At 68.3% G+C, this 23,311-nt stretch carries 23 protein-coding genes; 12 read left to right on the plus strand and 11 right to left on the minus strand.

Annotation, left to right across the window (positions count from 1 at the left end; all coding sequences use genetic code 11):
* The first annotated feature begins 11 nt into the window (after nucleotides 1-11).
* A complete protein-coding gene (locus AC6CHX_RS19020) occupies nucleotides 12-1,316 on the plus strand; it encodes a DUF4032 domain-containing protein (RefSeq protein WP_498274186.1) in 1,305 nt (434 codons plus the stop codon).
* 109 nt (nucleotides 1,317-1,425) lie between these two features.
* Here AC6CHX_RS19020 and AC6CHX_RS19025 read toward each other — a convergent pair whose 3' ends face one another.
* The 5 genes from AC6CHX_RS19025 to AC6CHX_RS19045 all read right to left on the minus strand — a co-directional run bounded on the left by AC6CHX_RS19025 (nucleotide 1,426) and on the right by AC6CHX_RS19045 (nucleotide 6,371).
* Entirely contained in the window at nucleotides 1,426-2,067 is a 642-nt protein-coding gene (locus tag AC6CHX_RS19025; RefSeq protein WP_498274188.1) for an NAD(P)-dependent oxidoreductase, read from the minus strand.
* Nucleotides 2,068-2,089: 22 nt separating this feature from the next.
* Nucleotides 2,090-3,100 carry a 23S rRNA (guanosine(2251)-2'-O)-methyltransferase RlmB gene (rlmB, locus tag AC6CHX_RS19030; RefSeq protein ID WP_136041165.1) on the minus strand — a complete coding sequence of 337 codons (1,011 nt, stop codon included), beginning with the start codon at nucleotides 3,098-3,100 and terminating at the stop codon, nucleotides 2,090-2,092.
* Entirely contained in the window at nucleotides 3,093-4,493 is a 1,401-nt protein-coding gene (cysS, locus tag AC6CHX_RS19035) for a cysteine--tRNA ligase (RefSeq protein WP_498274190.1), read from the minus strand. Before cysS ends, rlmB begins: the two co-directional genes overlap by 8 nt.
* A gap of 103 nt (nucleotides 4,494-4,596) precedes the next feature.
* Complete coding sequence (gene ispD / locus AC6CHX_RS19040) at nucleotides 4,597-5,820, minus strand: 2-C-methyl-D-erythritol 4-phosphate cytidylyltransferase (protein WP_498274192.1); 1,224 nt, start codon at nucleotides 5,818-5,820, stop codon at nucleotides 4,597-4,599.
* Nucleotides 5,821-5,888: 68 nt separating this feature from the next.
* A complete protein-coding gene (locus tag AC6CHX_RS19045) occupies nucleotides 5,889-6,371 on the minus strand; it encodes a CarD family transcriptional regulator (RefSeq protein ID WP_017201416.1) in 483 nt (160 codons plus the stop codon).
* A gap of 135 nt (nucleotides 6,372-6,506) precedes the next feature.
* Here AC6CHX_RS19045 and AC6CHX_RS19050 point away from each other — a divergent pair, with 135 nt between their 5' ends.
* Entirely contained in the window at nucleotides 6,507-7,034 is a 528-nt protein-coding gene (locus tag AC6CHX_RS19050; protein ID WP_498274194.1) for a DNA modification methylase, read from the plus strand.
* Between the two features lie 57 nt (nucleotides 7,035-7,091).
* Here AC6CHX_RS19050 and AC6CHX_RS19055 read toward each other — a convergent pair whose 3' ends face one another.
* Both AC6CHX_RS19055 and AC6CHX_RS19060 read right to left on the minus strand, forming a co-directional pair.
* Complete coding sequence (locus tag AC6CHX_RS19055; RefSeq protein ID WP_029262768.1) at nucleotides 7,092-7,775, minus strand: response regulator; 684 nt, start codon at nucleotides 7,773-7,775, stop codon at nucleotides 7,092-7,094.
* On the minus strand, nucleotides 7,772-8,995 hold the full coding sequence (locus tag AC6CHX_RS19060; protein WP_452326559.1) for a sensor histidine kinase: 1,224 nt from the start codon (nucleotides 8,993-8,995) through the stop codon (nucleotides 7,772-7,774). The genes AC6CHX_RS19055 and AC6CHX_RS19060 overlap by 4 nt, the downstream gene beginning before the upstream one ends.
* 216 nt (nucleotides 8,996-9,211) lie before the next feature.
* On the opposite strand from AC6CHX_RS19060, the gene phoU reads away from it, so the two are divergent.
* Nucleotides 9,212-9,922 (plus strand): phosphate signaling complex protein PhoU, encoded by a 711-nt coding sequence (gene phoU, locus AC6CHX_RS19065; RefSeq protein WP_136041170.1) that lies wholly within the window; start codon nucleotides 9,212-9,214, stop codon nucleotides 9,920-9,922.
* 92 nt (nucleotides 9,923-10,014) lie between these two features.
* Here the strand turns inward: phoU and AC6CHX_RS19070 are convergent, their stop codons facing one another.
* Nucleotides 10,015-10,764, minus strand: a complete 750-nt coding sequence (locus AC6CHX_RS19070) for a phosphoglyceromutase (protein ID WP_498274196.1) — start codon at nucleotides 10,762-10,764, stop codon at nucleotides 10,015-10,017.
* A gap of 59 nt (nucleotides 10,765-10,823) precedes the next feature.
* On the opposite strand from AC6CHX_RS19070, the gene AC6CHX_RS19075 reads away from it, so the two are divergent.
* Nucleotides 10,824-11,651: a class I SAM-dependent methyltransferase gene (locus AC6CHX_RS19075; RefSeq protein WP_498274198.1), complete on the plus strand. Its 828-nt coding sequence runs from the start codon at nucleotides 10,824-10,826 to the stop codon at nucleotides 11,649-11,651.
* A gap of 2 nt (nucleotides 11,652-11,653) precedes the next feature.
* Here the strand turns inward: AC6CHX_RS19075 and ygfZ are convergent, their stop codons facing one another.
* The 3 genes from ygfZ to AC6CHX_RS19090 all read right to left on the minus strand — a co-directional run bounded on the left by ygfZ (nucleotide 11,654) and on the right by AC6CHX_RS19090 (nucleotide 13,829).
* Nucleotides 11,654-12,784: a CAF17-like 4Fe-4S cluster assembly/insertion protein YgfZ gene (ygfZ, locus tag AC6CHX_RS19080; RefSeq protein ID WP_498274200.1), complete on the minus strand. Its 1,131-nt coding sequence runs from the start codon at nucleotides 12,782-12,784 to the stop codon at nucleotides 11,654-11,656.
* 1 nt (nucleotide 12,785) lies between these two features.
* Complete coding sequence (locus AC6CHX_RS19085) at nucleotides 12,786-13,388, minus strand: heme-binding beta-barrel domain-containing protein (RefSeq protein WP_498274202.1); 603 nt, start codon at nucleotides 13,386-13,388, stop codon at nucleotides 12,786-12,788.
* A 150-nt stretch (nucleotides 13,389-13,538) separates the two neighbouring features.
* On the minus strand, nucleotides 13,539-13,829 hold the full coding sequence (locus AC6CHX_RS19090) for a hypothetical protein (RefSeq protein WP_136041175.1): 291 nt from the start codon (nucleotides 13,827-13,829) through the stop codon (nucleotides 13,539-13,541).
* 74 nt (nucleotides 13,830-13,903) lie between these two features.
* Between AC6CHX_RS19090 and AC6CHX_RS19095 the strand changes: the two genes are divergently transcribed.
* From AC6CHX_RS19095 to AC6CHX_RS19130, 8 genes are all read left to right on the plus strand, one after another.
* Entirely contained in the window at nucleotides 13,904-14,587 is a 684-nt protein-coding gene (locus AC6CHX_RS19095) for a winged helix-turn-helix transcriptional regulator (RefSeq protein ID WP_136041176.1), read from the plus strand.
* 51 nt (nucleotides 14,588-14,638) lie between these two features.
* A complete protein-coding gene (locus tag AC6CHX_RS19100) occupies nucleotides 14,639-16,804 on the plus strand; it encodes an RNA degradosome polyphosphate kinase (RefSeq protein WP_498274204.1) in 2,166 nt (721 codons plus the stop codon).
* Complete coding sequence (locus AC6CHX_RS19105; protein WP_452326564.1) at nucleotides 16,801-17,790, plus strand: NUDIX hydrolase; 990 nt, start codon at nucleotides 16,801-16,803, stop codon at nucleotides 17,788-17,790. The genes AC6CHX_RS19100 and AC6CHX_RS19105 overlap by 4 nt, the downstream gene beginning before the upstream one ends.
* Before the next feature lie 171 nt (nucleotides 17,791-17,961).
* Nucleotides 17,962-19,065 (plus strand): phosphate ABC transporter substrate-binding protein PstS, encoded by a 1,104-nt coding sequence (locus AC6CHX_RS19110; RefSeq protein ID WP_498274206.1) that lies wholly within the window; start codon nucleotides 17,962-17,964, stop codon nucleotides 19,063-19,065.
* A 105-nt stretch (nucleotides 19,066-19,170) separates the two neighbouring features.
* On the plus strand, nucleotides 19,171-20,148 hold the full coding sequence (pstC, locus tag AC6CHX_RS19115) for a phosphate ABC transporter permease subunit PstC (RefSeq protein ID WP_376100447.1): 978 nt from the start codon (nucleotides 19,171-19,173) through the stop codon (nucleotides 20,146-20,148).
* Between the two features lies 1 nt (nucleotide 20,149).
* On the plus strand, nucleotides 20,150-21,247 hold the full coding sequence (gene pstA, locus AC6CHX_RS19120) for a phosphate ABC transporter permease PstA (RefSeq protein ID WP_136041180.1): 1,098 nt from the start codon (nucleotides 20,150-20,152) through the stop codon (nucleotides 21,245-21,247).
* 29 nt (nucleotides 21,248-21,276) lie between these two features.
* On the plus strand, nucleotides 21,277-22,056 hold the full coding sequence (gene pstB / locus AC6CHX_RS19125; RefSeq protein ID WP_116635803.1) for a phosphate ABC transporter ATP-binding protein PstB: 780 nt from the start codon (nucleotides 21,277-21,279) through the stop codon (nucleotides 22,054-22,056).
* Between the two features lie 288 nt (nucleotides 22,057-22,344).
* A complete protein-coding gene (locus AC6CHX_RS19130; protein WP_498274208.1) occupies nucleotides 22,345-23,133 on the plus strand; it encodes a DUF559 domain-containing protein in 789 nt (262 codons plus the stop codon).
* The last annotated feature ends 178 nt before the right edge of the window (nucleotides 23,134-23,311 follow it).

Genomic DNA, 23,311 nt, shown 5'->3' on the forward strand with positions numbered 1-23,311 from the left:
CAGGGAGCATCATGCAGGATTCGCTGCGGATCACCGCCAGCAAGATCGATCCGGGACTGCTGTCCCTCCCCTGGTCCACGACGCTGGCGAAGTGGCCCTCGGAACACATCGTGTCGCTCCCGAAGGGGCTGTCCCGCCACCTCGTGCGCTTCGCCGATCTCTCGGGCCGGGTGATCGCGGTGAAGGAGACCACGGCGGAGATGGCCCAGCGCGAGTACGACATGCTCGGCAACCTCGCCCGCCTCGACGTGCCCTGCGTCGACCGGGTCGCGGTGATCGCCGGACGTACGGATGCCGACGGCGAGGCTCTTCCGGCCGCCTTGGTCACCTCCCACCTGCGCTTCTCGATGCCGTACCGCGCCCTGTTCACCCGGGTGCTGCGCCCCGACACCGCGACCCGCCTCGTGGATGCCCTCGCCCTGCTGCTGGTGCGCCTGCACAACGTCGGCTTCTACTGGGGCGACGTCTCCCTGTCGAACACGCTGTTCCGTCGCGATGCAGGCGCGTTCGCCGCATATCTGGTCGATGCGGAGACGGGTGAGCTGCATGAGGAGGGGCTGACCGACGGGCAGCGCGCCTACGATCTCGACCTAGCCCGCACGAACATCGCCGGCGAAATCATGGACCTCGCCGCGGGCGGTCGCCTCGAACACGGGGTGGACGCGGTGGCGATCGCCGACGGGATCGTCTCCTCGTACCGGTCGCTGTGGGCCGAACTCACCGCACAGGAGTCGTTCTCGGCGGCGGAGACCTGGCGCATCACGGAGCGGGTCGAGCGCCTGAACGCCCTGGGCTTCGACATCGACGAGATGTCCATGTCGACGACCGCCGACGGCACCGTCGTCGAGATCCAACCCAAGGTGGTGGATGCCGGCCACCATCAGCGCCGGCTGATCCGCCTGACCGGCCTCGATGTCGAGGAGAACCAGGCACGGCGCCTGCTGAACGACCTCGACGAGTTCCGCGCCCGCTCGACGAAGCAGTGGGCTGACGAGGAGATGTACGCGCACGAGTGGCTCACCCGTGTCTTCGAACCGGTGGTGCGGGCGATCCCGTACGAGCTGCGCGCCAAGCTCGAGCCCGCCGAGGTCTTCCACCAGGTGCTCGAGCACCGCTGGTACCTCTCGCAGGCGCAGGGGCGCTCGGTTCCCCTCGCTGAGGTGCTGACCAGCTACATCAACGAGGTGCTGCGACACCGGCGCGACGAGGCGACCATCATGGGGCCGCCCACCGAGACGATGAGCCTGCCCGTCGTCACCGGTGTGACGCCGGTGGCCGACGAGGACGAGGACATCGACTGGCGCGACCTGGTCTGACGCGCGGACGTGCGCCGAGTGCACGGGGTGCTACCGAGCGCACCGCATGCCGGCGTCGACGTGCCGTACATTCGGCGACGACTTCGTGCAGTCGCCGAGGAGCGTGGCGTCAGTAACCGACAGTGAACCGCTCGCGGTGGTGGTTGCCCTGCTCGATCTCGTCCACCACGGCGACGGCGAAGTCCGCACCGGAGATGAACGACTTCCCATCCGCATCGCGGACGATCACATCACCGCCGTCGCGGTAGCGTCCGGTGCGCTCGCCTTCGGCCCACGGGCCGAACACCTCAGCGGGATGGATGAAGAACCAGTCGAGGTCGGCACCCGTCGCCTCGAGGAGCGCGAGGGAGTCGATGCCGACCTGCGCCTCGTGCTTGTACTCCTCGGGAAAGTCCTGATCGAACAGACGCGGTCCTCCAGGCGCCACGAGGCTGCCACCCGCGCCTCCGACGACGCCGAGACGCGTCTCCGTGCCCGCGAGGCGGTCGACGACGTTCGACAGCGCCTCGAGCGCCCGGTCCTCCATGTCGCCGCGCGGCGAGAGCGCCGACACGACGGCGTCCGCTCCGACGAACGCCTCGGCGAGAGGACCGAGGTCGAGGGCGGAGCCCTGCAGATACGCGGCCCCCGCCACCGGGTCGGTGGGCACGGAGCGGGAGATCGCGATCACCGCATGGCCGCGACTCACCGCCTCGCTGACGATGTGACGACCGGCGTAACCGGTCCCTCCGAGCACGACGATGCGAGCCATGATCTGCCTTCCCTCGGACGGTCTAGTTCTTCGCGGCGCGGAGAGACGCGACCTGGTAGAGCGCGACCGAGGTCGCGATGCCTGCGTTGAGCGACTCGGTGGCTGCCGAGATCGGGATCGAGACGATCTGATCGCAGGTCTCGGAGACCAGGCGCGACAGGCCCTTGCCCTCGGAGCCGACCACGATAACGACGGGACGATCGGCCAGCTGCAGCTCGGGGAGCGACACATCGCCGTCTCCGTCGAGGCCGAGCACGAACACACCCTGCTTCTTGAACTCCTTGAGCTGCGTGGTGAGGTTGGTCGCCAGCGCCACGGGCGTGCGGGCGACGGCTCCGGCGCTGGTCTTCCAGGCAGCGGAGTTGACACCGGCCGAGCGGCGCTGGGGAAGGATGATGCCATGACCGCCGAACGCCGCAGTGGAGCGGATGATCGCGCCCAGGTTGCGCGGGTCGGTGATGCCGTCGAGCGCCACGAAGAGTGGCACCTCGCCCTTGTCGATGACCTGCTCGAGAAGATCCTGCGGGTGCGCGTACTCGTACGGCGGGACCTTGATCGCGACGCCCTGGTGCACGCCGTCGAAGCCGGCCATGCGATCGAGTTCCGGACGGGTGACCTCCATCACGGGGATCCCGCGATTCGTGGCGATCGCCAGCATCTCCTTCACACGGTCGTCCATCTCGACGCGCTGCGCGATGTAGAAGGCCGTCGCCGGAATCTTCGCCCGCAATGCCTCGAGGACGGAGTTGCGACCCGTGACGTTCTCGGTGTCGTCTCCTGCCTTCGCCTTCGGCGCGCGGTTCGAACCGCCACCGGAGCCCTGGCGGCTGCCGCCGGGGCGACCCTTGCCGCCGGTCGCTGCGGCGTAGCGCTCGGCCGCGGCCTTGCGCTTGCCCGCCGGGTGCCAGGCGCGGTCCTCCGCCTTCGGCGTCGGTCCCCGCCCCTCGAGCGCCTTGCGCCCGAGTCCGCCGGTGCCCTTGGTCGGGCCCTTCTTGTTTCCCTTGCTCGCGCCGGGGCGCCCTGGCTTAGCCATCGATACTCCAATGAGTTCCGGCCGGAGTGTCCTCCAGCGTGATTCCTGCGGCGGCGATCGCATCTCGGATGCGATCCGCCGCCGCCCAGTCCTTGTCAGCGCGCGCCTGCGCGCGCTGGGTGATCATCGTCTGGACGAGTGCGTCCAGAGCGGATGCCGATGCGCCGCCCTTCGTCGATGACGTCGGGGTCAGGCCGAGGACGGACGTCATCGCCAGGACGGCACGAGCCGAGTCCAGCGCCACGTCGGTCTCGCCCGCATCGAGTGCGGAGTTCCCTGCGCGCACCGTCTCATGCACGACGGCGAGGGCCTGCGGCACGCCGAGGTCGTCGTCCATCGCGGCCGCGAACGCCTTGGGAAGGCTGTGCGACGCGAACCATCCCAGTCCCCCACCGGCAGCACGGAACGCGCGCTGGAGGAACGACTCGATACGGCCCAGCGCCGCTTCGGCCTCGGTCCACGACGACTCGCCGAGGTCGAGGCTCGAACGGTAGTGCGCCGCAGCGAGGGCGTAGCGCACCACCAGCGGGTCATGCGCGCCGAGAACGTCGGCCGCCAGCGTGAAGTTGCCGAGCGACTTGGACATCTTCTGTCCGTCGACGGTCACGAGCCCGTTGTGCACCCAGTAGCGGGCAAAGCCGTCGCCCGCGGCGGTCGACTGCGCGAGCTCGTTCTCATGGTGCGGGAAGCGGAGGTCCAGCCCGCCGCCGTGGATGTCGAACTCGGCGCCGAGATAGCGCTTCGACATCGCCGAGCATTCGATGTGCCAGCCCGGTCGGCCCGCGCCCCACGGGGAGGCCCACGTCGCATCCGCCGGCTCCTCCGGCTTCGTGCCCTTCCAGAGCGCGAAGTCCTGCGGATTCCGCTTACCGCGGGGATCAGCATCCTCGGCCGCCTCCATGGCGTCGAGCGACTGATGCGTCAGCGATCCGTAGTCGGACCACGAACGCACATCGAAGTACACATCTCCCGAGCCGTCCGGAGCCGGGTAGGCGTGCCCGCGCTCGATCAGCAGCGCGATCAGTTCCTGCATCTGCGGCACGGACGCCGTAGCGCGCGGCTCGTAGGTCGGAGGGAGGATGCCGACGCCGGCATACGCCGCGGTGAACTCCCTCTCCATCCGGTAGGCGAGCGCCCACCACGGCTCGGCTTCCGTCGCGTTGGCGAGCACCTTGTCGTCGATGTCGGTGACGTTGCGCACGAACGTGACCCGACCGTACCGATGCTCGAGCCAGCGACGCAGGAGATCGAAGCTCAGGGCCGCCCTGACGTGGCCGATATGGGGCCCGGACTGCACCGTGGGTCCGCAGACGTACATCGTGATGTTCTCGGGATCGAGAGGCACGAAGTCGCGCAGCAGCTGTGCGCGGGTGTCGTAGAGGCGGAGGGTCACCGCACAAGCCTACTCGGGGACTGCTGAGCGCCCGCCCCCCGGAGACGATTCACCGAGGTTGTGACGTTCCGCCGACGTATCGGGGGTATTCCTCCGGCGATCGTCACATGCTCCGCGGAACGTCGGACATCACCACCGCGATGGCCGTGACGGCGATGCCTTCACCGCGTCCCGGGAATCCGAGGCCGTCGGTCGTCGTGGCCGTGACCGACACCGGAGCGCCCAGAATCTCCGACAGGACCGCCTCCGCCTCCTGACGCCGAGGGCTGAAGCGCGGCCGGTTCCCCTGCAACTGCACGGAGACGTTCCCGATCGCGAACCCGGATTCGGCGAGCAGTTCACGCGTGCGAGCGAGGAACACATCGGCATGCGCGCCGGAGTACTCGGGGTGGGACGTGCCGAAATGCTCACCGATGTCGCCGAGGCCGGCCGCCCCCAGGAGTGCGTCCACGATCGCATGGGCGACCGCATCGCCGTCGGAGTGCCCGGAGAGCGGCTGCTCCCCCGGCCACTCGAGGCCGGCGAGCCAGAGGTTCCCGTCGCCACCGAAGGCATGGACGTCCGTGCCGATACCGACGCGAGGGATGCCCTCGGGTTCGATCGATGCCGGGCGAGCGGCCGGAGTCGATGCGTCCAGCAGGTGCCTCGCACGCTCCAGATCGCCGGGAGTGGTGATCTTGAACGCGCGGGCGGAGCCGTCGATGTGCCGCACCCTGTTTCCGGCAGCCGCGAACAGGGCAGCATCGTCGGTGTACTCGATCCCCTCGGCCATCGCCGCCTCATAGGCTGCTTCGAGCTCTGCGCGGGGGAAACCCTGAGGTGTCTGTGCGGCGGCCAGCTCGGAGCGGTCGACGGCGGAGACCACGGCGCCGTCTGCGACCTTCTTGAGCGTGTCGACCACGGGCAGCACGGGGATCACCCCCTCCCCCGGGACGACCGCCTGAGCGACCGCATCGATCTGCGTCGGAGGGGTGAGGGCGCGAGCGGCGTCGTGCACGAGGACGGTCGTGACATCTCCCCAGAGTGCAGCCAGACCCGCAGCCACGGACTGCTGTCGGGTGGCGCCTCCGGTCACGACGCGGCCGAGGTCGCGTCGATCGCCTGCCGCCGCCTCCAACTCCGCCAGCGCATCCCCTTCGTACCCTGCCGGGGCGACGACGATCACCTGCGCCGGAGCCGCGGCGAAGACGCCGTCGAGCGCGTGGCGGAGGATCGAGTGCGCGTCGATTCCGACGAGCGCCTTGGGCGCCCCCGCATCCAGGCGGGTGCCGGAGCCGGCGGCGACGACGATGATCGCGATGTCGGGAACGGGAAGCAGAGTCACCATCTCACGCTACCGCGTGGCGGGTACGACGAAGGGGCGGATGCCGAAGCATCCGCCCCTTCGCAGAGAACTCAGGAGGCGAGGACCTCGTCGAGCAGTGCGCCCGCCTTGTCCTCGTCGGTCTTCTCCGCGAGCGCGAGCTCGGAGATGAGGATCTGACGAGCCTTCGCCAGCATCCGCTTCTCGCCCGCAGACAGGCCGCGGTCCTGGTCGCGGCGCCACAGGTCGCGGACGACCTCGCTCACCTTGATCACATCGCCGGAGGCGAGCTTCTCGAGGTTCGCCTTGTACCGACGAGACCAGTTGGTGGGCTCTTCGGTGAAGGGTGCGCGCAGCACCTCGAAGACATGATCGAGGCCTTCTTTTCCGATCACGTCGCGAACGCCGACCAGGTCGACATTCTCAGCAGGAACCTCGATGATGAGATCGCCCTGGGTGACGTTGAGCTTCAGATATTTCTTCGCCTCACCCTTGATGATGCGCTCCTTGACCTCGATGATGGTCGCAGCGCCATGGTGGGGATAGACGACGGTTTCGCCAACCTCAAAAAGCATAAAAACGTGTCCTTTCGGCAACCTCAAGGATACCACAGGGGAGATGCGCTAAGGTTCGCGCCCCCTGGACCTCGGGGCGGTCACGACTTACCCATAGAATGGATGCGGACATCCCGCCGGACCTCAGGAGGACCCGTGAAATCGCGCCTTGTTGCGTCTGCTGCGCTCAGCGCTCTCGTTCTGTTCGGCGCGACGGGGTGCACGTTCATCACTCCCCAGTCCACGAAGACCGAGTATGCGGCCTCGGACGGCGTCAACATCTCCGACGCCGACGGCCCGATCGATGTGCGCAACGCCCTCGTCATCGCCAACGAAGACGGCTCGGTCGGCAACTTCGTCGCCGGGATCGTGAACCCGACCGATGAGAGCGCCACGCTCACCATCGCACTCGCGGACAGCGAGCCGTTCATCGTCACGGTTCCGGCCGGTGGCACCGTGAGCCTCGGCGCCGACGAGGAGCCGCTGCGCATCGTCGGCCTCGACACCATGCCCGGCGCGACCGTCGAGATCCACTTCCAGTCGGGAGACTCGACGGGCGTCAAGGCAGAGGTGCCCGTGCTCGACGGCTCGCTCCCCTACTACGCAGACCTGGTCCCCTCGGAGTCGGTGCCCACTCCGACGCCGACCCCGACCGACACGGCAGCTCCGGCACCCGCCGACTGATCCTGCACTGAACGACGAAGAGGCCGACACCCCGCGGGGTGTCGGCCTCTTCGTCGTTCAGCCCTCGAAGCGATACCCGAGGCCCCGCACGGTGACGAGCATCACGGGCTCGCTCGGGTTCTCCTCGATGCGGGAGCGGATGCGCTTGATGTGCACGTCGAGCGTCTTCGTGTCACCGAAGTAGTCGCTCCCCCAGACCCGATCGATCAGCTGACCTCGAGTGAGCACACGACCGGAGTTGCGCATCAGGACCTCGAGCAGCTCGAACTCCTTCAGCGGCATGTTGATCTGCTCCCCCGCGACCGAGACGGTGTGCCGGTCGATGTCGAGCGAGACCCTTCCTCCGTCGAGCACCCGTTCGTCGAGTTCGCTGTCGGCCTGCACGACCCGGCGCAGCACGGCGCGCATCCGGGCCAGAAGTTCGCGTGACGAGTAGGGCTTCGTGATGTAGTCGTCGGCCCCGAGCTCCAGGCCCACCACGATGTCGACCTCGGAGTCCTTGGCCGTCAGCATGATGATGGGCACCGCCGACGTCGAGCGGATCTGCCGGCACACCTCGGTGCCCGGCATCCCGGGCAGCATCAGATCGAGCAGTACGATGTCGGCGCCCCGCTCCCGGAATGCCGCGAGCGCGCCGGGTCCGTCCTCCGCGATCTCGACCTCGTAGCCCTCGCGTCGCAGCAGGTACGCGAGCGGGTCGGCGAGGTCGGGCTCGTCTTCGACGAGAAGGATTCGGGTCATGCTCTCTCTCCGTTTCGAACGCGCGCGGCTGCCGCGGTCTTGGCCGCTTTGCGTGCGCGCTTCTTCTTGCTCTTCTTGCCCGTGTCGGTGTGATCCGGGGCGTCGATCCGAGGAAGTCGGATGGTGAAGGTGGATCCTCGTCCCGGGCGCGACCACAGTCGCACCTCGCCGCCGTGGCGCTGCGTGGCGTGCTTGACGATGGAGAGCCCGAGTCCGGTGCCTCCCGTGCGTCGGGAACGGGCCTCATCAGCCCGGTAGAAACGCTCGAAGATGCGTTCCCGATCCGCCTCGGCGATTCCGATGCCCTGGTCGGAGACGGCGATCTCGACCACGCCGTCCTCGGCCCGGACGCCGACCCCCACGCGCGAACCGCGGGGCGAGTAGACGATGGCGTTCGCGATGAGGTTGCCGACGGCCTCGATCAGGATCTGCGCGTCACCGCGCACCCAGACGCCCCGGTCGCCTCCCCTGGCGAGTTCCACGCCCGCGGAGTCGGCCTGCACGACATGAGCCTCGATGGAAGCGGCGATGACCTCGTCGATCGCGACGGGGCCCACCTTGGTCAGACCGTCTTCGGCCTGGAGCCGGGAGAGGCTCATGATGCGTCCGGTGAGCTGGCCGAGCCGCCCCGCCTCCGCAGAGATCCGCGCGGCGAAGATGCGTACCTGCGCCGGGTCGTCGGCCGCCGACTCGATCGCTTCGGCGAGCAGGCTCACCGCCCCCACCGGAGTCTTGAGCTCGTGGCTCGTGTTCGCCACGAAGTCCCGGCGCATCTGATCGAGCCGTTCCTGCTCCGTGACGTCGCGGATGATCAACAGGACCAGGCGCGTGCCGATCGCGCTCGCGCGTGCCGAGACGAGGCGCGGATCGAGGCTCAGTCCGCCTCGCGTGATGCGCATCGACTCGGTTGCCGAACCGCCGGCCGTCCTGACGCCGCGCACGAGCTGGCGCAGCTCCGGGTTGTCGAGCGTCGAGCCGACATCGATGCCGAACCGGCTCGCGGCGTCCGAGGCCGCGAGCACCAGCCCGGACGAATCGACCACTCCCGCCGCGTCGTCCATGCTGTGCAGCACATCGGTGATGCCGGAGGGAATCGCCAGCGATGTCTCCTCCTGAACCCGCGCCCGCGCCCGATAGGCCCACACCACGAGCAGGGAGAGGCCGACGCCGATCACCAACCCGATGGCGAGCGAAGACAGCGCGAGCTGCGGCAAGGTCATGTCATAAGCGTAGAGTGCGTTCACCCTCCGTCCGGCGGGTTTCCGCGCCCTGGCGGGAACAGGAGAAGTACTATTCACGTGCTGGGCACCGTTCGTTAACCTTCGAAGCAGACAATCGCTTCGGGCCTGTGCGGGAGCACAGACCTGCTCTCGTGCGGACGACCCGCCGTCTCGCGCTGTCCCGGCCGAGATCCGAATGAAAGGTTGCGCCCCAACATGCGCGAAGTCTTCCACCAGTCCCTCGAGGACCTCCAGTCCCGCCTCGTGGAGATCGCCGACCTGGTCACGGTCTCGATCGACAAGGCGACGAGGGCGTTCGCGACGAGCGACGTCGCCCTGGCCGAAGAGGTGATCGCCGACGACGCGAAGATCGACGAACTGGCCGTCGCGCTCGACGAGCAGGCCATCGAGATCCTCGCCCGCCAGCAGCCGGTCGCCCGCGATCTTCGCATCGTCGTGACGGCACTGCGTGTGAGCGCGTCGCTCGAGCGGATGGGCGACATGTCCGAGCACATCGCGCAGCTCGCCCGGCTCCGCTTCCCCGAGAGGGCCATCCCGAGGGGCCTCAAGGGCACCTTCGTGAAGATGGGCGAACTCGACGTGGAGGTCGCGCGTACGCTCTCGGAGCTGCTGCGCACCCAGGACCTGCGTTTCGCCGACGCCATCCGAAATGCGGATGACGACGTCGATGAGCTCCACGCCACCGTCTTCGAGAAGGTGCTCAGCGACAACTGGAAGGGCGAGGCCACGGCCACCGTCGACGCCACCCTCGCCAGCCGCTACCACGAGCGCTTCGCCGACCACGCGGTGGCCGTCGCGAAGAAGGTCGTCTACCTCGCCACCGGAGACTGGGCCGTCGAGGAGGAGGACATCCCCCTCGCCGTCGAGCAGCAGGAGCTCGGCCAGCAGGAGTACGGACACGCCTGACCCGCCACGCGACACCCCGCTTTCACGCCGAGACCCCGTGCTGCAGACATCTGCAGCACGGGGTCTCGGCGTCTTCCCGGGGTGTCGGGCTCTTACTTCTTGCCCTGGGCCGCGACGGCGGCAGCACCGGCGGCAGCAGCCTCCGGGTCGAGGTAGCGACCGGGGCCGGTGGGCACGTTGTTCTCGTCCAGCTCGTAGACCAGCGGGATGCCGGTCGGGATGTTCAGCTCGGCGATGTCTTCGTCGCTGATGCCCTCGAGGTGCTTCACAAGGCCGCGCAGCGAGTTGCCGTGCGCGGTGACGAGCACGGTCTTGCCGGCCTCGAGGTCGGGGACGATCGCGCTCTCCCAGTACGGCAGCAGACGGTCGATGACGAGCTTGAGCGACTCGGTGCGCGGCACCTCTCCGTCGATGTCGGCGTAACGGACGTCGCCGACCTGGCTGAACTCGCTCTCGTCGTCGAGCACGGGCGGCGGCACGTCGAACGAACGACGCCAGAGCTGGAACTGCTCGGGACCGAACTCTTCGAGGGTCTGCGCCTTGTCCTTGCCCTGAAGAGCACCGTAGTGGCGCTCGTTGAGCCGCCAGGAGCGGGTCACCGGGATCCAGAGGCGGTCGGCGGCGTCGAGAGCGATGTTCGCCGTCTGGATCGCACGACTCAGCAGGGACGTGTGCAGCACATCGGGGAGGATGCCGGACTCGGCGAGGAGCTCGCCACCTCGGCGCGCCTCCTTCTGGCCCTGCTCGTTGAGGCGGACGTCCACCCAGCCGGTGAACAGATTCAGTTCGTTCCATTCGCTCCGGCCGTGGCGGAGCAGGATGAGGGTGCGCGTCGCAGTCATGTCGCCAGTTTATCCGGGCCGGGGCCGGCGCCCGATTCGGATGCTGGGAGGATGGAGACATGGCGTCATCTCCCCTCGGTCGGCCGACCCGTGGCACCACGGGGACGAACCGGCTGCGGCGCAACGACCGATGGATTGCGGCGAGCGATGCCCTGCGCCGAGCATCCGACCCCTTGGTCGTGGATCTCGGCTACGGTGCCAGCGGCGTCACTGCGTTCGAGCTCGCGACGCGGCTGGTGAGGGTGCGCGACGACGTCGAGGTGCGCGGTCTGGAGATCGACCCGGCACGCGTCGCGACGGCCGGCGCCCAGCTCGCCGAGGTGCGAGCGGGACGCACCTCCTTCGCACCCGACCTCCCGGTCTCGTTCGCCCGCGGCGGCTTCGAGGTCCCCCTTCCCGACGGTCGCAAGGCTGCGGTGATCCGCGCCATGAACGTGCTGCGCCAGTACGACGAGCAGGACGTGCCGGACGCGTGGGCGCGCATGGCGTCGCGGCTCGCACCGGACGGTCTGCTGTTCGAGGGGACCTGCGACGAGATCGGCCGCGTCTCGAGCTGGATCGACGTCGACGCGCACGCTGTCCCGCTGCGCTTCACGATCTCTCTCCGGCTCGCCGATCTGGAGTGGCCGAGCATCGTCGCCGAAAGACTGCCGAAGGCGCTCATCCACCGCAACGTGCCCGGCGAGCGGATCCACGCGCTCCTGGTCGAGCTCGACCGCGAGTGGGAGCGGGCCGCGCCCCTGTCGACGTTCGGTGCCACACAGCGCTTCCTCGCCGCCGTGGGCGCTCTTCGCGCCCAGGGGTGGCCGGTGCTCGGCGGACGGACACGCTGGCGGCTGGGCGAGCTCACGCTGCCCTGGTCGGCCGTCGCTCCCCTACCAGGCTGAGGTCAACTGCCGACGCCGGTGTCGCGCGGGTCGGGTGCGGACGGACGACGGGACAGCCGCGTGAGGCGCGGGATGTCTGCCATGGCACCGGCATCGGCCGGCACGATCACCTGCTGGGACGCCGCGATGTCGATGCCGTCGGCACGCACCACGAGGTCGCCGATCGGTGCGCGACGGGAGAGGATGGCGAGCGCGATCGGCCCGTCGTCATGGTGTCGGGCCACCGAGGTGATGTGCCCGACCTCATCGTCTCCCGCGAAGACCGCGTCTCCGGGCTCGGGAAGCACGGCGTCGCTGCCGTCGAGGTGCAGCGCAGCCAGACGGCGCGGAGGATGTCCGAGGTTGTGCACCTTGGCGACGGTCTCCTGTCCGCGGTAGCAGCCCTTGTTCAGGTGCACCGCACTGCGGATCCAGTCGGACTCGTGGGGCAGCGAGCGCTCGTCGACCTCGGTGCTCCAGCGCGGGCGCCAGGCGGCGATGCGCAAGGCCTCTGCGGCGAGGATTCCGGCGAGGGCATCGCGTTCGAGCGAAACGGCGAGCGCATCCGCCGCGTCCGCGCTCAAGATCGCGACCCGCCATGCGTAGTCCGTGGCGGGATGCTCGGCGACCTCGGCGTACTGATGACCTCCGCTGCTGATCCGCTGCCACGGGTCGGCCCAGATCAAGGGGCTGCCGTGCGGCGCGAGGGCGGCAGCGGATGCCGTGGCGGCCACCGCGCCCCCGTCGATGTAGCCGATGAGCTCGAGGTCGGAACGGACGTCGACCGTCGCCTGAGTGCGGAACTTCATGCGGGTCAACCAGCCCGCGAGCGCATCGGCATCGCCCGCGTCGGCGATGAGCCAGGTCGATGTGCCGTCGTCGAGGACGCCGGCCGCGTGCTCGACGCGCCCCTGCGGGTCGAGCACCAGCAGCTCGGTGCTCTCGCCGGCGGTGAGACGGCCCACCGACTGCGAGGTGATCGAGTCGAGCCAGGTCAGCCGTTCCGGGCCCGAGACCTCGATGACCATCCGGTCGCCGAGAGGGGCGAGGGCCGCGCCGTCGGCGAGACGCCGCTGCTCACGGAAGGCGTCGCCGAAATGCATGATCCGGTCGCCATCGGACACGACACCGTCGAGCTCGCCGAAACCCGGCATGTCAGACCTTGGCCAGTCGCGCCGAGGCGTGCGCGCGGAGCGGGGTGCCGAGGGCGGCGACATCCCATGCCCACAGCAGGTGACCGTCGACCAGGCCGTACATGCGGGAAGAAGCGGTGTGCACCTTCGCTCCGGAGCTGCGGACGACGGCATCCGTGCCGATGTCGACGCGGGGTCCGTTGATCTCGCCGAGGTAGAGCTCGAGCGCACCGTCGGAGTGGGCGACGGAGACCTCGATCGGGAATCCGCCGCTGGGAGCGCGGAGTTCCTCGACGTCGTCGACCGTGCGTGTGACGGCGGGGGCCATCGGCGGGAGCAGTGCGGGACCCGGATCTGCCGACGTGGCCGGGCGGGCGAGCCGCCAGAAGCCGGTCTCGGCAAGGAGAGCCGCCGCCGGTGCGCCGTCTTCCGAGAGGAACGTCGCGGTACCGGAGTAGTTCAGGAAGGGGCCGCCGTCGTGGCTGAAGCTGACCCGGTGCGTGAACTCGCCCTGCAGACGATCGTCACCCACCGGATAGTCGATGACGCCCGTGCCCTCCCACACGCCGATGAGCCACGCGAGCGGCGCGAGGTCGGCGGGAAGGTCGGTGGGGAGTTCGATCACGATCGCGTCAGCGCTGGCCGCGGAAGAGGTTGCGCAGCACCACTGCCGAGACGAAGACGATAGCGAGGCTCGCGAGGCCTAGCAGGCCGATGAAGAAGATTTCGAGCGCCATGAGGTCCATGTGCTCCACCTTACCGCGCCGCGCCGGCGTCAGGACGGGATCAACGCCGCCAGGCCGAACCCGATCGAGATGAGCCCCATCAGCAGCAGGGCGCCCGTGACACTGCTCGCCACCCGGAAGATGAAGCCCTGCGTGCGCCCGTACCAGAGCTGCACGGCGAACGACAGCAGCACGACGCCGCCGAAGCCGACGAGCATCCACGGCACGCGCCATTCTTCGGGCACGAAGATGCCGATCGCCACCGTGGCGACGAACGCCGCCGCCCACACGACGATCACGCCGACGAACGCGTTGCGCGGTGCGAGTGCTGGATCCGTCATGACACCATTGTTGCGCATCGCCTCCCGGTATCATGGCGGCACGACGTCGATCCCCCCGTCGGTGAGGAGTGCGCGTGGCCCTGGTCCTGGTTCTGACCAACGCTCCGCTCTCGGAGCAGGTCCTGCCCGCTCTCGAGTTGCTGAGCCATAAAGCGCGCCAGATTCCGGCGGAAACCGCACAACTGGTCAACGCCCCGGAGTACGACGTCGTGATCGTCGACGGTCGTCATGACCTGGTGGCGGCGAAGTCGCTGTGCCGTCTGCTGCGCGCCACCGGACAGGACGCGCCCCTGCTCCTCGTGGTCACCGAGGGCGGCATGAGTGCTCTCTCCGGCGACTGGGGCATCGACGACGTCCTGCTCGTCACCGCGGGACCAGCCGAGATCGACGCACGACTGCGTCTCGCACTCGCGCGGCGAGATGACGTCGCCGAGCCCGCACGGGTGCAGGCCTCCGGGGTCACGATCGATGAGCAGTCGTACTCGGCGAAGCTGCGCGGCAGGCCCCTGGATCTCACCTACAAGGAGTTCCAGCTCCTGCACTTCCTCGCCACGCATCCGTCACGTGTCTTCACCAGGGAGCAGCTGCTCAGCGAAGTCTGGGGCTACGACTACTTCGGCGGCACCCGCACCGTCGATGTGCATGTGCGGCGGCTCCGGGCGAAGCTCGGAGACCAGGAGCAGATCATCGGCACCGTGCGCAACGTCGGCTATCGGTTCAACGTCAACGAGGACGAGAACGTCGCCGCAGCCGGGTGAGGACGGACGCCGTTCACACGAGCGTCACCCGGCGGTGCTTAGATGTACCCCATGATCGATCCCGCACTCGCCGACGCCGGCCTCGGAGACGCCGAAGACGATGACTTCGACGCCATCGAGTCGCCCGACTCCCAGCTCCCGGACCACCGCTACCTGGATCGCGAGCTGAGCTGGCTCGCGTTCAACCAGCGCGTGCTGGAGCTCGCCGAGGATCCGTCGCTGCCAGAACTCGAACGGGCCAACTTCCTGGCGATCTTCGCCAGCAACCTCGACGAGTTCTTCATGGTGCGCGTGGCGGGCCTCAAGCGGCGCATCATGACCGGGCTCGCCGTGCCGACCAACATCGGCCGCTCCCCCGTCGACGCACTCGCGGACATCTCCCGCGAGGCGCACGCCCTGCAGCTGCGACACGCGGATGCGTGGATCTCGCTGGTCCGCCCTGCCCTCGCGGAATCCGGCGTGGAGATCACCGACTGGACCGAACTCACCGACGGCGAGCGCTCCGCGCTGTCCGAGTACTTCCAGGCCCAGGTGTTCCCGGTGCTCATGCCGCTCGCGGTCGACCCGGCTCACCCGTTCCCGTACATCTCCGGCCTGTCACTGAACCTCGCGATCCGCATCCGCAACGCGCGAACCGGTCGGCAGGAGTTCGCCCGCCTCAAGGTGCCGCCCATGCTCCCCCGCTTCGTCGAGGTGCCCGGCGGCGGCGAGATCAAGCGGTTCCTTCGCCTGGAGGAGCTCATCGCGAACCATCTGGGCGATCTGTTCCCCGGCATGGAGGTGCTCGACCACCACGCGTTCCGTCTGACGCGCAACGAAGACGTGGAGATCGAGGAGGACGAGAGCGAGAACCTCATCCAGGCCCTCGAGGCCGAGCTGCTCCGCCGCCGGTTCGGTCCGCCGATCCGTCTCGAGATCACCGACGACATGGATGACGTCACGATGGACCTGCTGGTCCGCGAGCTCGACATCACCGACCTGGAGGTCTACCGCCTCCCCGGCCCGCTCGATCTGCGCGGCCTGTTCGATCTGTCCCGCATCGACCGCCCAGACCTTCGCTACCCGCCGCACCTGCCTACCACGGCCGTGGCCTTCCAGCCCGCGGGATCGAGCAACCGCGCCGACATCTTCAAGGCCATCCGCAAATCGGACGTGCTCGTGCACCACCCGTACGAGTCGTTCACCACCAGCGTCCAGGCGTTCCTCGAGCAGGCCGCGCGCGACCCGCACGTTCTCGCCATCAAGCAGACGCTGTACCGCACGTCCGGTGACAGCCCCGTCGTGCAGGCGCTGATCGACGCCGCCGAGGCCGGAAAGCAGGTGCTGGCGCTCGTCGAGGTGAAAGCCCGATTCGATGAGGCCAACAACATCGTCTGGGCACGCAAGCTCGAGAAGGCCGGCGTGCACGTGGTCTACGGACTCGTCGGGCTGAAGACGCACTGCAAGCTCGCCCTCGTCATCCGCGAGGAAGACGGCAAGCTCCAGCACTACTCCCACGTCGGCACCGGCAACTACAACCCGAAGACCAGCCGCATCTACGAGGACTTCGGTCTGTTCACCGCCGATGCGCAGGTCGGCAAGGACCTGACGCGACTCTTCAACGAGCTCAGCGGTTACGCCATCGAGAAGAAGTTCAAGCGTCTCCTCGTCGCCCCGCTGCACCTCCGGAAGGGCCTCGTCCGCCAGATCGACGCCGAACGCCGGAACGCCGAGGCCGGCGTGCCTGCCCACATCCGCATCAAGGTGAACTCGATGGTCGACGAGGAGATCATCGACGCGCTCTACCGCGCAAGCGCCGCGGGCGTGAAGGTCGACGTCTGGGTGCGCGGCATCTGCAGCCTGCGCACCGACCTCGACGGCATCAGCGACAACATCACCGTGCGCAGCATCCTCGGGCGCTACCTGGAGCACTCGCGCATCTTCGCGTTCGAGAACGGCGGAAACCCGCAGGTGTACATCGGCAGCGCCGACATGATGCACCGCAACCTCGACCGTCGCGTCGAAGCGCTGGTGCGGGTCACCGACCCCGCGCACCTGAAGGAGCTGCAGACGTTCTTCGACCTGGCGATGGATGCCGGGACGACGTCGTGGCACCTGGGCGCCGGAGGCGTGTGGGAGCGCCACGCCGTCGACGCGGACGGCAAGCCCCTGATCGACCTGCAGGATAAGACCATGGGGTTGATCCAGAGGCGTCGCCGCGCACGGGCGGTGCGATGACCGGGCGGCAGCTGCAGCTCCCGCCCGACACCGCGACCGGCTCGAAGTGGGCGGACAAAGCCGTGTATGCCGCGGGAGCCGTGGTCTGGCGCCTCGTCGACGGCAAGCTGCGGATCCTCCTGATCCACCGCACGAAGTATCGCGACATCACGCTGCCCAAGGGCAAGGTCGATCCCGGAGAGATGCTGGCCGAGACCGCCGTGCGTGAGGTGCACGAGGAGACCGGCATCCGCGTCTCGCTCGGCGTGCCGGTCGGCGTCAGCCGCTATCACCTCGCCTCCCGGAAGCAGAAGGTCGTGCACTACTGGGCCGCCGAGGCGACCGAAGACGCGATCCGCGAGTCGACGTTCCTGCCCAACCGGGAGATCGCGGCGCTCGAGTGGGTCAGCGTCAAGAAGGCTCGTTCCCGCCTGAGCTACCCCGTCGACCTGGAGATCCTCGACTTCTTCACGAACCTCGTCGACGACGGCGTGCTCCGCACCTTCCCGGTGATCGCGCTGCGCCACGCGAAGGCGATGTCGCGATCGGACTGGGATCGCTCGGATGCCGCGCGACCACTGACCGACCGCGGCCGCAAGCAGGCGAAGTCCATCGTCGGCCCCCTGCGCGCCTTCGGGGTGCGCAAGATCGTGACCAGCGACGCCGTGCGCTGCGTCGAGACGGTCACACCCCTCGCCAAGGCACTCGATCGCAAGCCCGTGCAGACGGAGAAGATCAGTCAGGACGCGTGGGAAGACGGCACCGCCGATCTCCGCTCGGTCGTCGGGCGTCGTGTCCGTTCCGGAAAGCCCGCTGTGCTGTGCAGCCACGGACCGGTGCTTCCGGCACTGCTGTCGGAGATCGCCCTGGCCACCGGCACCGTCCACGGCTCGTATCTCGGCAGCGCCTCGGACCTGGAGCCCGCCGCGTTCTCCGTCGTCCACCTGTCGGCCACGAACCCCGGCTCGGGCATCATCGCGATCGAGACGCACATCCCCAAGGTCTGACGCTTCGACAAGCTCAGCGACCCAGGCCCGGAATCTCGCGGGAGCGCCCCAGAGAGTCGCCCGTCGTTCACCTGCCGTTCACCTGCTCGGGAGAGTCTCGTTAACCGTCGCCCATAGCGTCACTGTGTGCCCTGCACCGGGCCCCACCCATCCAAGATCGAAGGATCCACAGTGAAGATCTCCCGAATCGCACGAATCGGCGCCATCGGCGCCGTGGCCGCTCTCGCCCTCGCCGGCTGTGCCGCGAACGAAGGCGGAACGGGCGGCTCCAGCGAAGAGCCCTCCGAGTCCACGCTCTCCGGCACGATCGACGCCACCGGCGCGTCCTCGCAGGCCGCCGCCCAGGAGGCCTGGGTCGCCGCGTTCCAGAGCGCCAACCCCGATGTGACCGTCAACTACGAGCCGACCGGCTCCGGCACGGGTCGCGAGAACTTCCTCGAGGGCGGCAGCAACTTCATCGGCTCCGACCGCGCCTTCAACGACGAGGAGATCGCCGCCGGCGGCTTCGGCGCCTGCACGACCGACGACATCGTCGAGGTTCCCCTCTACATCTCGCCCGTCGCCGTCGCCTTCAACCTCGAGGGGGTCGACACCCTCAACCTGGATGCCGCCACCATCGCGGGCATCTTCGCCGGCACCATCAGCAACTGGAACGATCCGGCCATCGCCGCCCTGAACGACGGCGTCGAGCTGCCCGACCTGGCGATCTCGCCGGTGCACCGCTCCGACCCCTCCGGCACGCAGGAGACGTTCACCAAGTACCTGAGCGCCACCGCCGGTGACATCTGGACCTACGAGCCGGCCGATGTCTGGCCGATCCAGGGCGGCGAGGCCGCACAGGGCACCTCGGGCGTCAAGCAGGCCATCACGGCGGGCAACGGAGCCATCGGCTTCCTCGACGCATCGCAGGCCGACGGTCTCGGCCAGGTCGCGGTGGGCGTCGGCGAGGAGTTCGTCCCCTACTCCGCCGAGGCCGCATCGAAGCTCGTCGAGAACTCCCCGCTGGCCGAGGGTCGCGGCGAGGCCGACCTCGTCTTCGACGTCGACCCGGCCTCTGCAGCCGACGGCGCCTACCCGATCGCCCTGGTCAGCTACCTCATCGGCTGCGAGCAGTACGAGGACAGCACCGTCGCCGAGCTCGTGAAGGAGTACTTCTCCTACATCGCGAGCGCCGAGGGCCAGGACGCCGCTGCGGAGAACGCCGGCAGCGCCCCGATCTCGGACGGTCTGCGCGAGCAGGTGCTGGCCGCGATCGACCTGATCCAGGTCGGCTGATCCAGCCGATCGACTGACGGCAGTGCCCCCGCGTCCTCATCGGGCGCGGGGGCACCTCCCGGTCAGAATCCGATCCATATCGACCCGGCCCGAAACAGGGAGATCATGAGCACGACCGCGCAGGCGCCCACACCGGCACCGATCAAGGCGCCGCCCGCACCGATCAAGGCGAAGCAGCGACTGGGCGACCGGGTCTTCTCGGGCACCGCGCTCGGGGCGGGGATCATCATCCTCATCGTCCTCGCGCTCGTCGCCGCCTTCCTCTTCATCCAGAGCCTTCCGGCGTTCCAGCTCGACACCACCGACAACCACATCCTCAAGGGCGAATCCTTCTGGGTGTACGTGTGGCCGCTGGTCTTCGGCACGCTCTGGGCCTCGTTCATCGCCCTGCTCATCGCCGCCCCGATCGCCATCGGCATCGCGCTGTTCATCTCGCACTACGCGCACCGGCGACTCGCCGCCTTCCTCGGCTACGTCATCGACCTCCTCGCCGCCGTGCCTTCCGTGGTGTTCGGTCTCTGGGGCGGCCTGGTGCTCGCTCCCCTGCTGCAGCCCATCTACGCCTGGTTGAACACGAACGCCTCCTGGGTCCCCTTCTTCGGCGGCCAGGTCTCGTCCACCGGCAAGACGATCCTCACCGCGGCCCTCGTGCTCGCGGTGATGTGCATCCCGATCATGACGGCCATCTGCCGCGAGGTCTTCCTGCAGACGCCGAAGCTCCATGAGGAAGCGGCCCTCGCGCTCGGCTCCACCCGGTGGGAGATGGTCCGCATGGCAGTGCTCCCCTTCGCGCGCGGCGGCATGGTGTCGGCAGCGATGCTGGCTCTCGGCCGCGCACTCGGCGAGACCATGGCCGTGACCATGGTGCTCTCCCCCTCGGCCGTCGTCAGCTTCCTGGTGCTCACCGCCACCAACCCCACGCCGATCCCCGCCAACATCGCCCTGGCCTTCCCCGAAGCGCACGGCACCGGTGTCAACACGCTGATCGCGACCGGCCTCATCCTCTTCGTCGTGACCTTCGCGGTCAATGCGCTGGCGCGCTGGATCGTCGCCCGCCGCGCCGAGTTCTCGGGAGCGAACTGACATGACCACCCTCACCGCCGCTCCCACCGCGTCCGGCACGGCATCCCTCACCTCCGGCAAGCTGCCGAAGTGGGCTCCGTGGGCCCTGCTCGCGGCATCCTTCGCCATCTCCGCCGCGATCTTCGGGGTCGCTGCGGCCGCCGCCGGGTCCAGCCTCGCCGACTTCAACATCGTCGGCACCGCGATCGTCGGCATCCTGCTCTACATGATCATCATCACGGTGATCTCCTCGATCGCGGAGAGCCGCCGCAAGGCCGTCGACCGACTGATGACGGCCCTCGTCGCCACCGCGTTCCTGATCGCCCTGCTTCCGCTCGTGTCGCTGCTGTGGACGGTCGTGGCCAACGGCATCGAGCGGTTCGACGCCGAGTTCTTCAGCTACTCGATGCGCAACGTCGTCGGCGAGGGCGGCGGCATCGTGCACGCCATCTGGGGCACGCTCCTGATCACCCTGACGGCGACCGTCATCTCGGTGCCGATCGGCCTGATGACCTCGATCTACCTCGTCGAATACGGCCGGGGCAAGATCGCCAAGGCGATCACCTTCTTCGTCGACGTCATGACCGGCATCCCCTCGATCGTGGCCGGTCTGTTCATCTACGCCGTCTTCGCGCTGATCTTCAAGCCCGGCATCTCGATGGGATTCATGGGCGCGCTCGCACTCGCCGTGCTGATGACCCCTGTGGTCGTGCGCGGCAGCGAGGAGCTGCTGCGGATCGTGCCGAACGAGCTTCGCGAGGCGTCGTACGCCCTCGGAGTGCCGAAGTGGCTGACGATCCTCAAGGTCGTGCTGCCGACCTCGATCGCCGGCATCACGACCTCGATCATGCTCGCCATCTCCCGCGTCATCGGCGAGACCGCGCCCCTGCTGCTCACCGCGGGCTTCACGCAGAGCATGAACCTGAACATCTTCAACGGCCAGATGATGACGCTGCCGGTGTTCGCCTACAACCAGTACATGAACCAGGGCACGAGTCCCGATGCCGCCGTCGCGCGCGCCTGGGCCGCCGCCCTCACCCTCATCCTCATCGTCATGGTCCTGAACCTTCTCGCGCGTCTCATCGCGAAGTTGTTCGCCCCGAAGGTCTCCGGCCGCTGAGCGCCCGACCACTCAGAACAGGAATCCACGTGTCCAAGAGCATCGAAGTCAACGACCTCAACGTCTACTACAGCAGCTTCCTCGCGGTGGAGGGCGTCTCCCTCGACATCCAGCCGCGGAGCGTCACCGCCTTCATCGGCCCCTCGGGCTGCGGCAAGTCCACGTTCCTGCGCACCCTGAACCGCATGCACGAGGTCATCCCCGGCGCACGCGTCGAAGGCGAGGTGCTGCTCGACGGCAAGGACCTCTATGGTCCCGGTGTCGACCCGGTGCTCGTGCGCCGTCAGGTCGGCATGGTCTTCCAGCGGCCGAACCCGTTCCCCACGATGTCCATCAAGGAGAACGTGCTCGCAGGCGTGAAGCTCAACAACTCGCGCATGTCCAAGAGCGACCAGGACGCCCTGGTGGAGAAGTCGCTCACCGGTGCGAACCTGTGGAACGAGGTCAAGGACCGCCTCGACCGCCCCGGCTCCGGCCTGTCGGGCGGACAGCAGCAGCGTCTGTGCATCGCGCGCGCGATCGCCGTGTCGCCCGAGGTGCTGCTGATGGACGAGCCGTGCTCGGCCCTCGACCCGATCTCGACCTACGCGATCGAGGAGCTGATCGGCGAGCTCAAGAACGAGTTCACGATCGTGATCGTCACGCACAACATGCAGCAGGCGTCGCGCGTGTCCGACAAGACGGCGTTCTTCAACATCGCCGGCACCGGCAAGCCGGGGAAGCTCATCGAGTACGACGACACCACGAGCATCTTCACGACCCCGTCCGTGCAGGCCACCGAGGACTACGTCTCCGGCCGCTTCGGTTGAGCTGAGGTTCACTGCCACTGCCACTGAAGGGCTCGGGTGTCGCGGCATCCGGGCCCTTCCTGCATGTCCGACGGCACAGCTTCGGAGATCGGACGATGACACGCCGATGCGAGCATCCACTCTCCGGGGTGTCGCACGCGATCTCCGAAGTTGTGCTCCTGAATGAACCTTCCTGCACAGGTAGCGAGTCGCCCGTGATCTCCCCGCGTTGCGGGGCCGGGGTCATGATGCGAGCCGCGAGCGGGGCGCTCTCGAAGCATGTGCGGTGCTGCGGGTGATCAGGTGTGGATGTACGGCACGCTGCGTCGGCGGATGCGGCGCGCGGAGATAGCGCGCCTCGCTCGGGACGGCCACCTCATCCACCTGCGCCATGGCGTCTACGCGAGTTCTGACGCGTGCCTGGATGTCCTCGACGCTGCGGCTCACGGCGGTGTGATCGGGTGCGAGTCGGCCGCGCGGCACCTTGGACTCTGGGTACTCGATTCCCCGCAGCTGCATGTCTGGATGAACGGCGACCGCCATCAGTACACGCACGGCGACGAACCGTGTTCCTGCATCGCGCATTGGGACGACGCTCCGGGCGCGTCGGCGTTCGCGCTCCCTTCGGTTCCGCGAGTACTGTGGCAGATCTTCCGATGTCGCGGCGGAGAGCGCTTCTTCGTCGCGCTTGAGTCCGCGCGGCGGCAAGGTCTGATCGACGCGTCCGGTCTGCGGTGGCTGCGACAGGCGCTGGGAAGGAAAGGCCGAGATCTGGTGGCGTTCTCTCGCACGGACTCGGACAGCGGATTGGAGTCGCTGCTTCGGCTGAGGCTGCGCGCATACGGCTGGAATGTCCGCACCCAGGTGTGGATCGTCGGTACGGGTCGTGTGGACGTCCTCATCGGGGATTGGCTCATCGTCGAAGCAGATGGCCGGGCGAATCACGATCCTCGCTCCCTCCGTCACAAGGACTTGGTCCGAGATGCCAACGCCGCCGCATGGGGGCACGCGACGCTGCGATTCGACTACGCGATGATCGTGCACGATTGGGATCTCGTCGAGCGCGCGATCGTCGAGACCCTACGGCAACGCCGCTGACACGACCCCGCCTGCGGCATCCGTCCGGCGACACAACTTCGGATCTCGTGGCCGACACCCCGTTGGCTGGAGCCGATCCTCGGCGCGTCGGCGACGATCTCCGAAGTTGTGTCGCAGAGGGGCGGACGGAGGGGGTGGGTGGAGGGGGTGGGGCGGAGGGGGCGGACGGAGGGGGTGT

The sequence above is a fragment of the Microbacterium sp. GQ128 genome, from assembly GCF_059758615.1.

Coding starts and splice junctions, on each gene's coding strand:
- AC6CHX_RS19105 (WP_452326564.1), top strand. CDS start 16,801: ATGACCGGGCGGCAGCTGCAGCTCCCGCCCGACACCGCGACCGGCTCG.
- AC6CHX_RS19045 (WP_017201416.1), bottom strand. CDS start 6,371: ATGCTTTTTGAGGTTGGCGAAACCGTCGTCTATCCCCACCATGGCGCT.
- AC6CHX_RS19055 (WP_029262768.1), bottom strand. CDS start 7,775: ATGACCCGAATCCTTCTCGTCGAAGACGAGCCCGACCTCGCCGACCCG.
- AC6CHX_RS19075 (WP_498274198.1), top strand. CDS start 10,824: ATGGCGTCATCTCCCCTCGGTCGGCCGACCCGTGGCACCACGGGGACG.
- AC6CHX_RS19130 (WP_498274208.1), top strand. CDS start 22,345: ATGTACGGCACGCTGCGTCGGCGGATGCGGCGCGCGGAGATAGCGCGC.
- phoU (WP_136041170.1), top strand. CDS start 9,212: ATGCGCGAAGTCTTCCACCAGTCCCTCGAGGACCTCCAGTCCCGCCTC.
- pstA (WP_136041180.1), top strand. CDS start 20,150: ATGACCACCCTCACCGCCGCTCCCACCGCGTCCGGCACGGCATCCCTC.
- AC6CHX_RS19090 (WP_136041175.1), bottom strand. CDS start 13,829: ATGACGGATCCAGCACTCGCACCGCGCAACGCGTTCGTCGGCGTGATC.
- pstC (WP_376100447.1), top strand. CDS start 19,171: ATGAGCACGACCGCGCAGGCGCCCACACCGGCACCGATCAAGGCGCCG.
- rlmB (WP_136041165.1), bottom strand. CDS start 3,100: ATGGCTAAGCCAGGGCGCCCCGGCGCGAGCAAGGGAAACAAGAAGGGC.
- AC6CHX_RS19025 (WP_498274188.1), bottom strand. CDS start 2,067: ATGGCTCGCATCGTCGTGCTCGGAGGGACCGGTTACGCCGGTCGTCAC.
- AC6CHX_RS19070 (WP_498274196.1), bottom strand. CDS start 10,764: ATGACTGCGACGCGCACCCTCATCCTGCTCCGCCACGGCCGGAGCGAA.
- AC6CHX_RS19060 (WP_452326559.1), bottom strand. CDS start 8,995: ATGACCTTGCCGCAGCTCGCGCTGTCTTCGCTCGCCATCGGGTTGGTG.
- AC6CHX_RS19100 (WP_498274204.1), top strand. CDS start 14,639: ATGATCGATCCCGCACTCGCCGACGCCGGCCTCGGAGACGCCGAAGAC.
- AC6CHX_RS19020 (WP_498274186.1), top strand. CDS start 12: ATGCAGGATTCGCTGCGGATCACCGCCAGCAAGATCGATCCGGGACTG.
- ygfZ (WP_498274200.1), bottom strand. CDS start 12,784: ATGCCGGGTTTCGGCGAGCTCGACGGTGTCGTGTCCGATGGCGACCGG.
- ispD (WP_498274192.1), bottom strand. CDS start 5,820: ATGGTGACTCTGCTTCCCGTTCCCGACATCGCGATCATCGTCGTCGCC.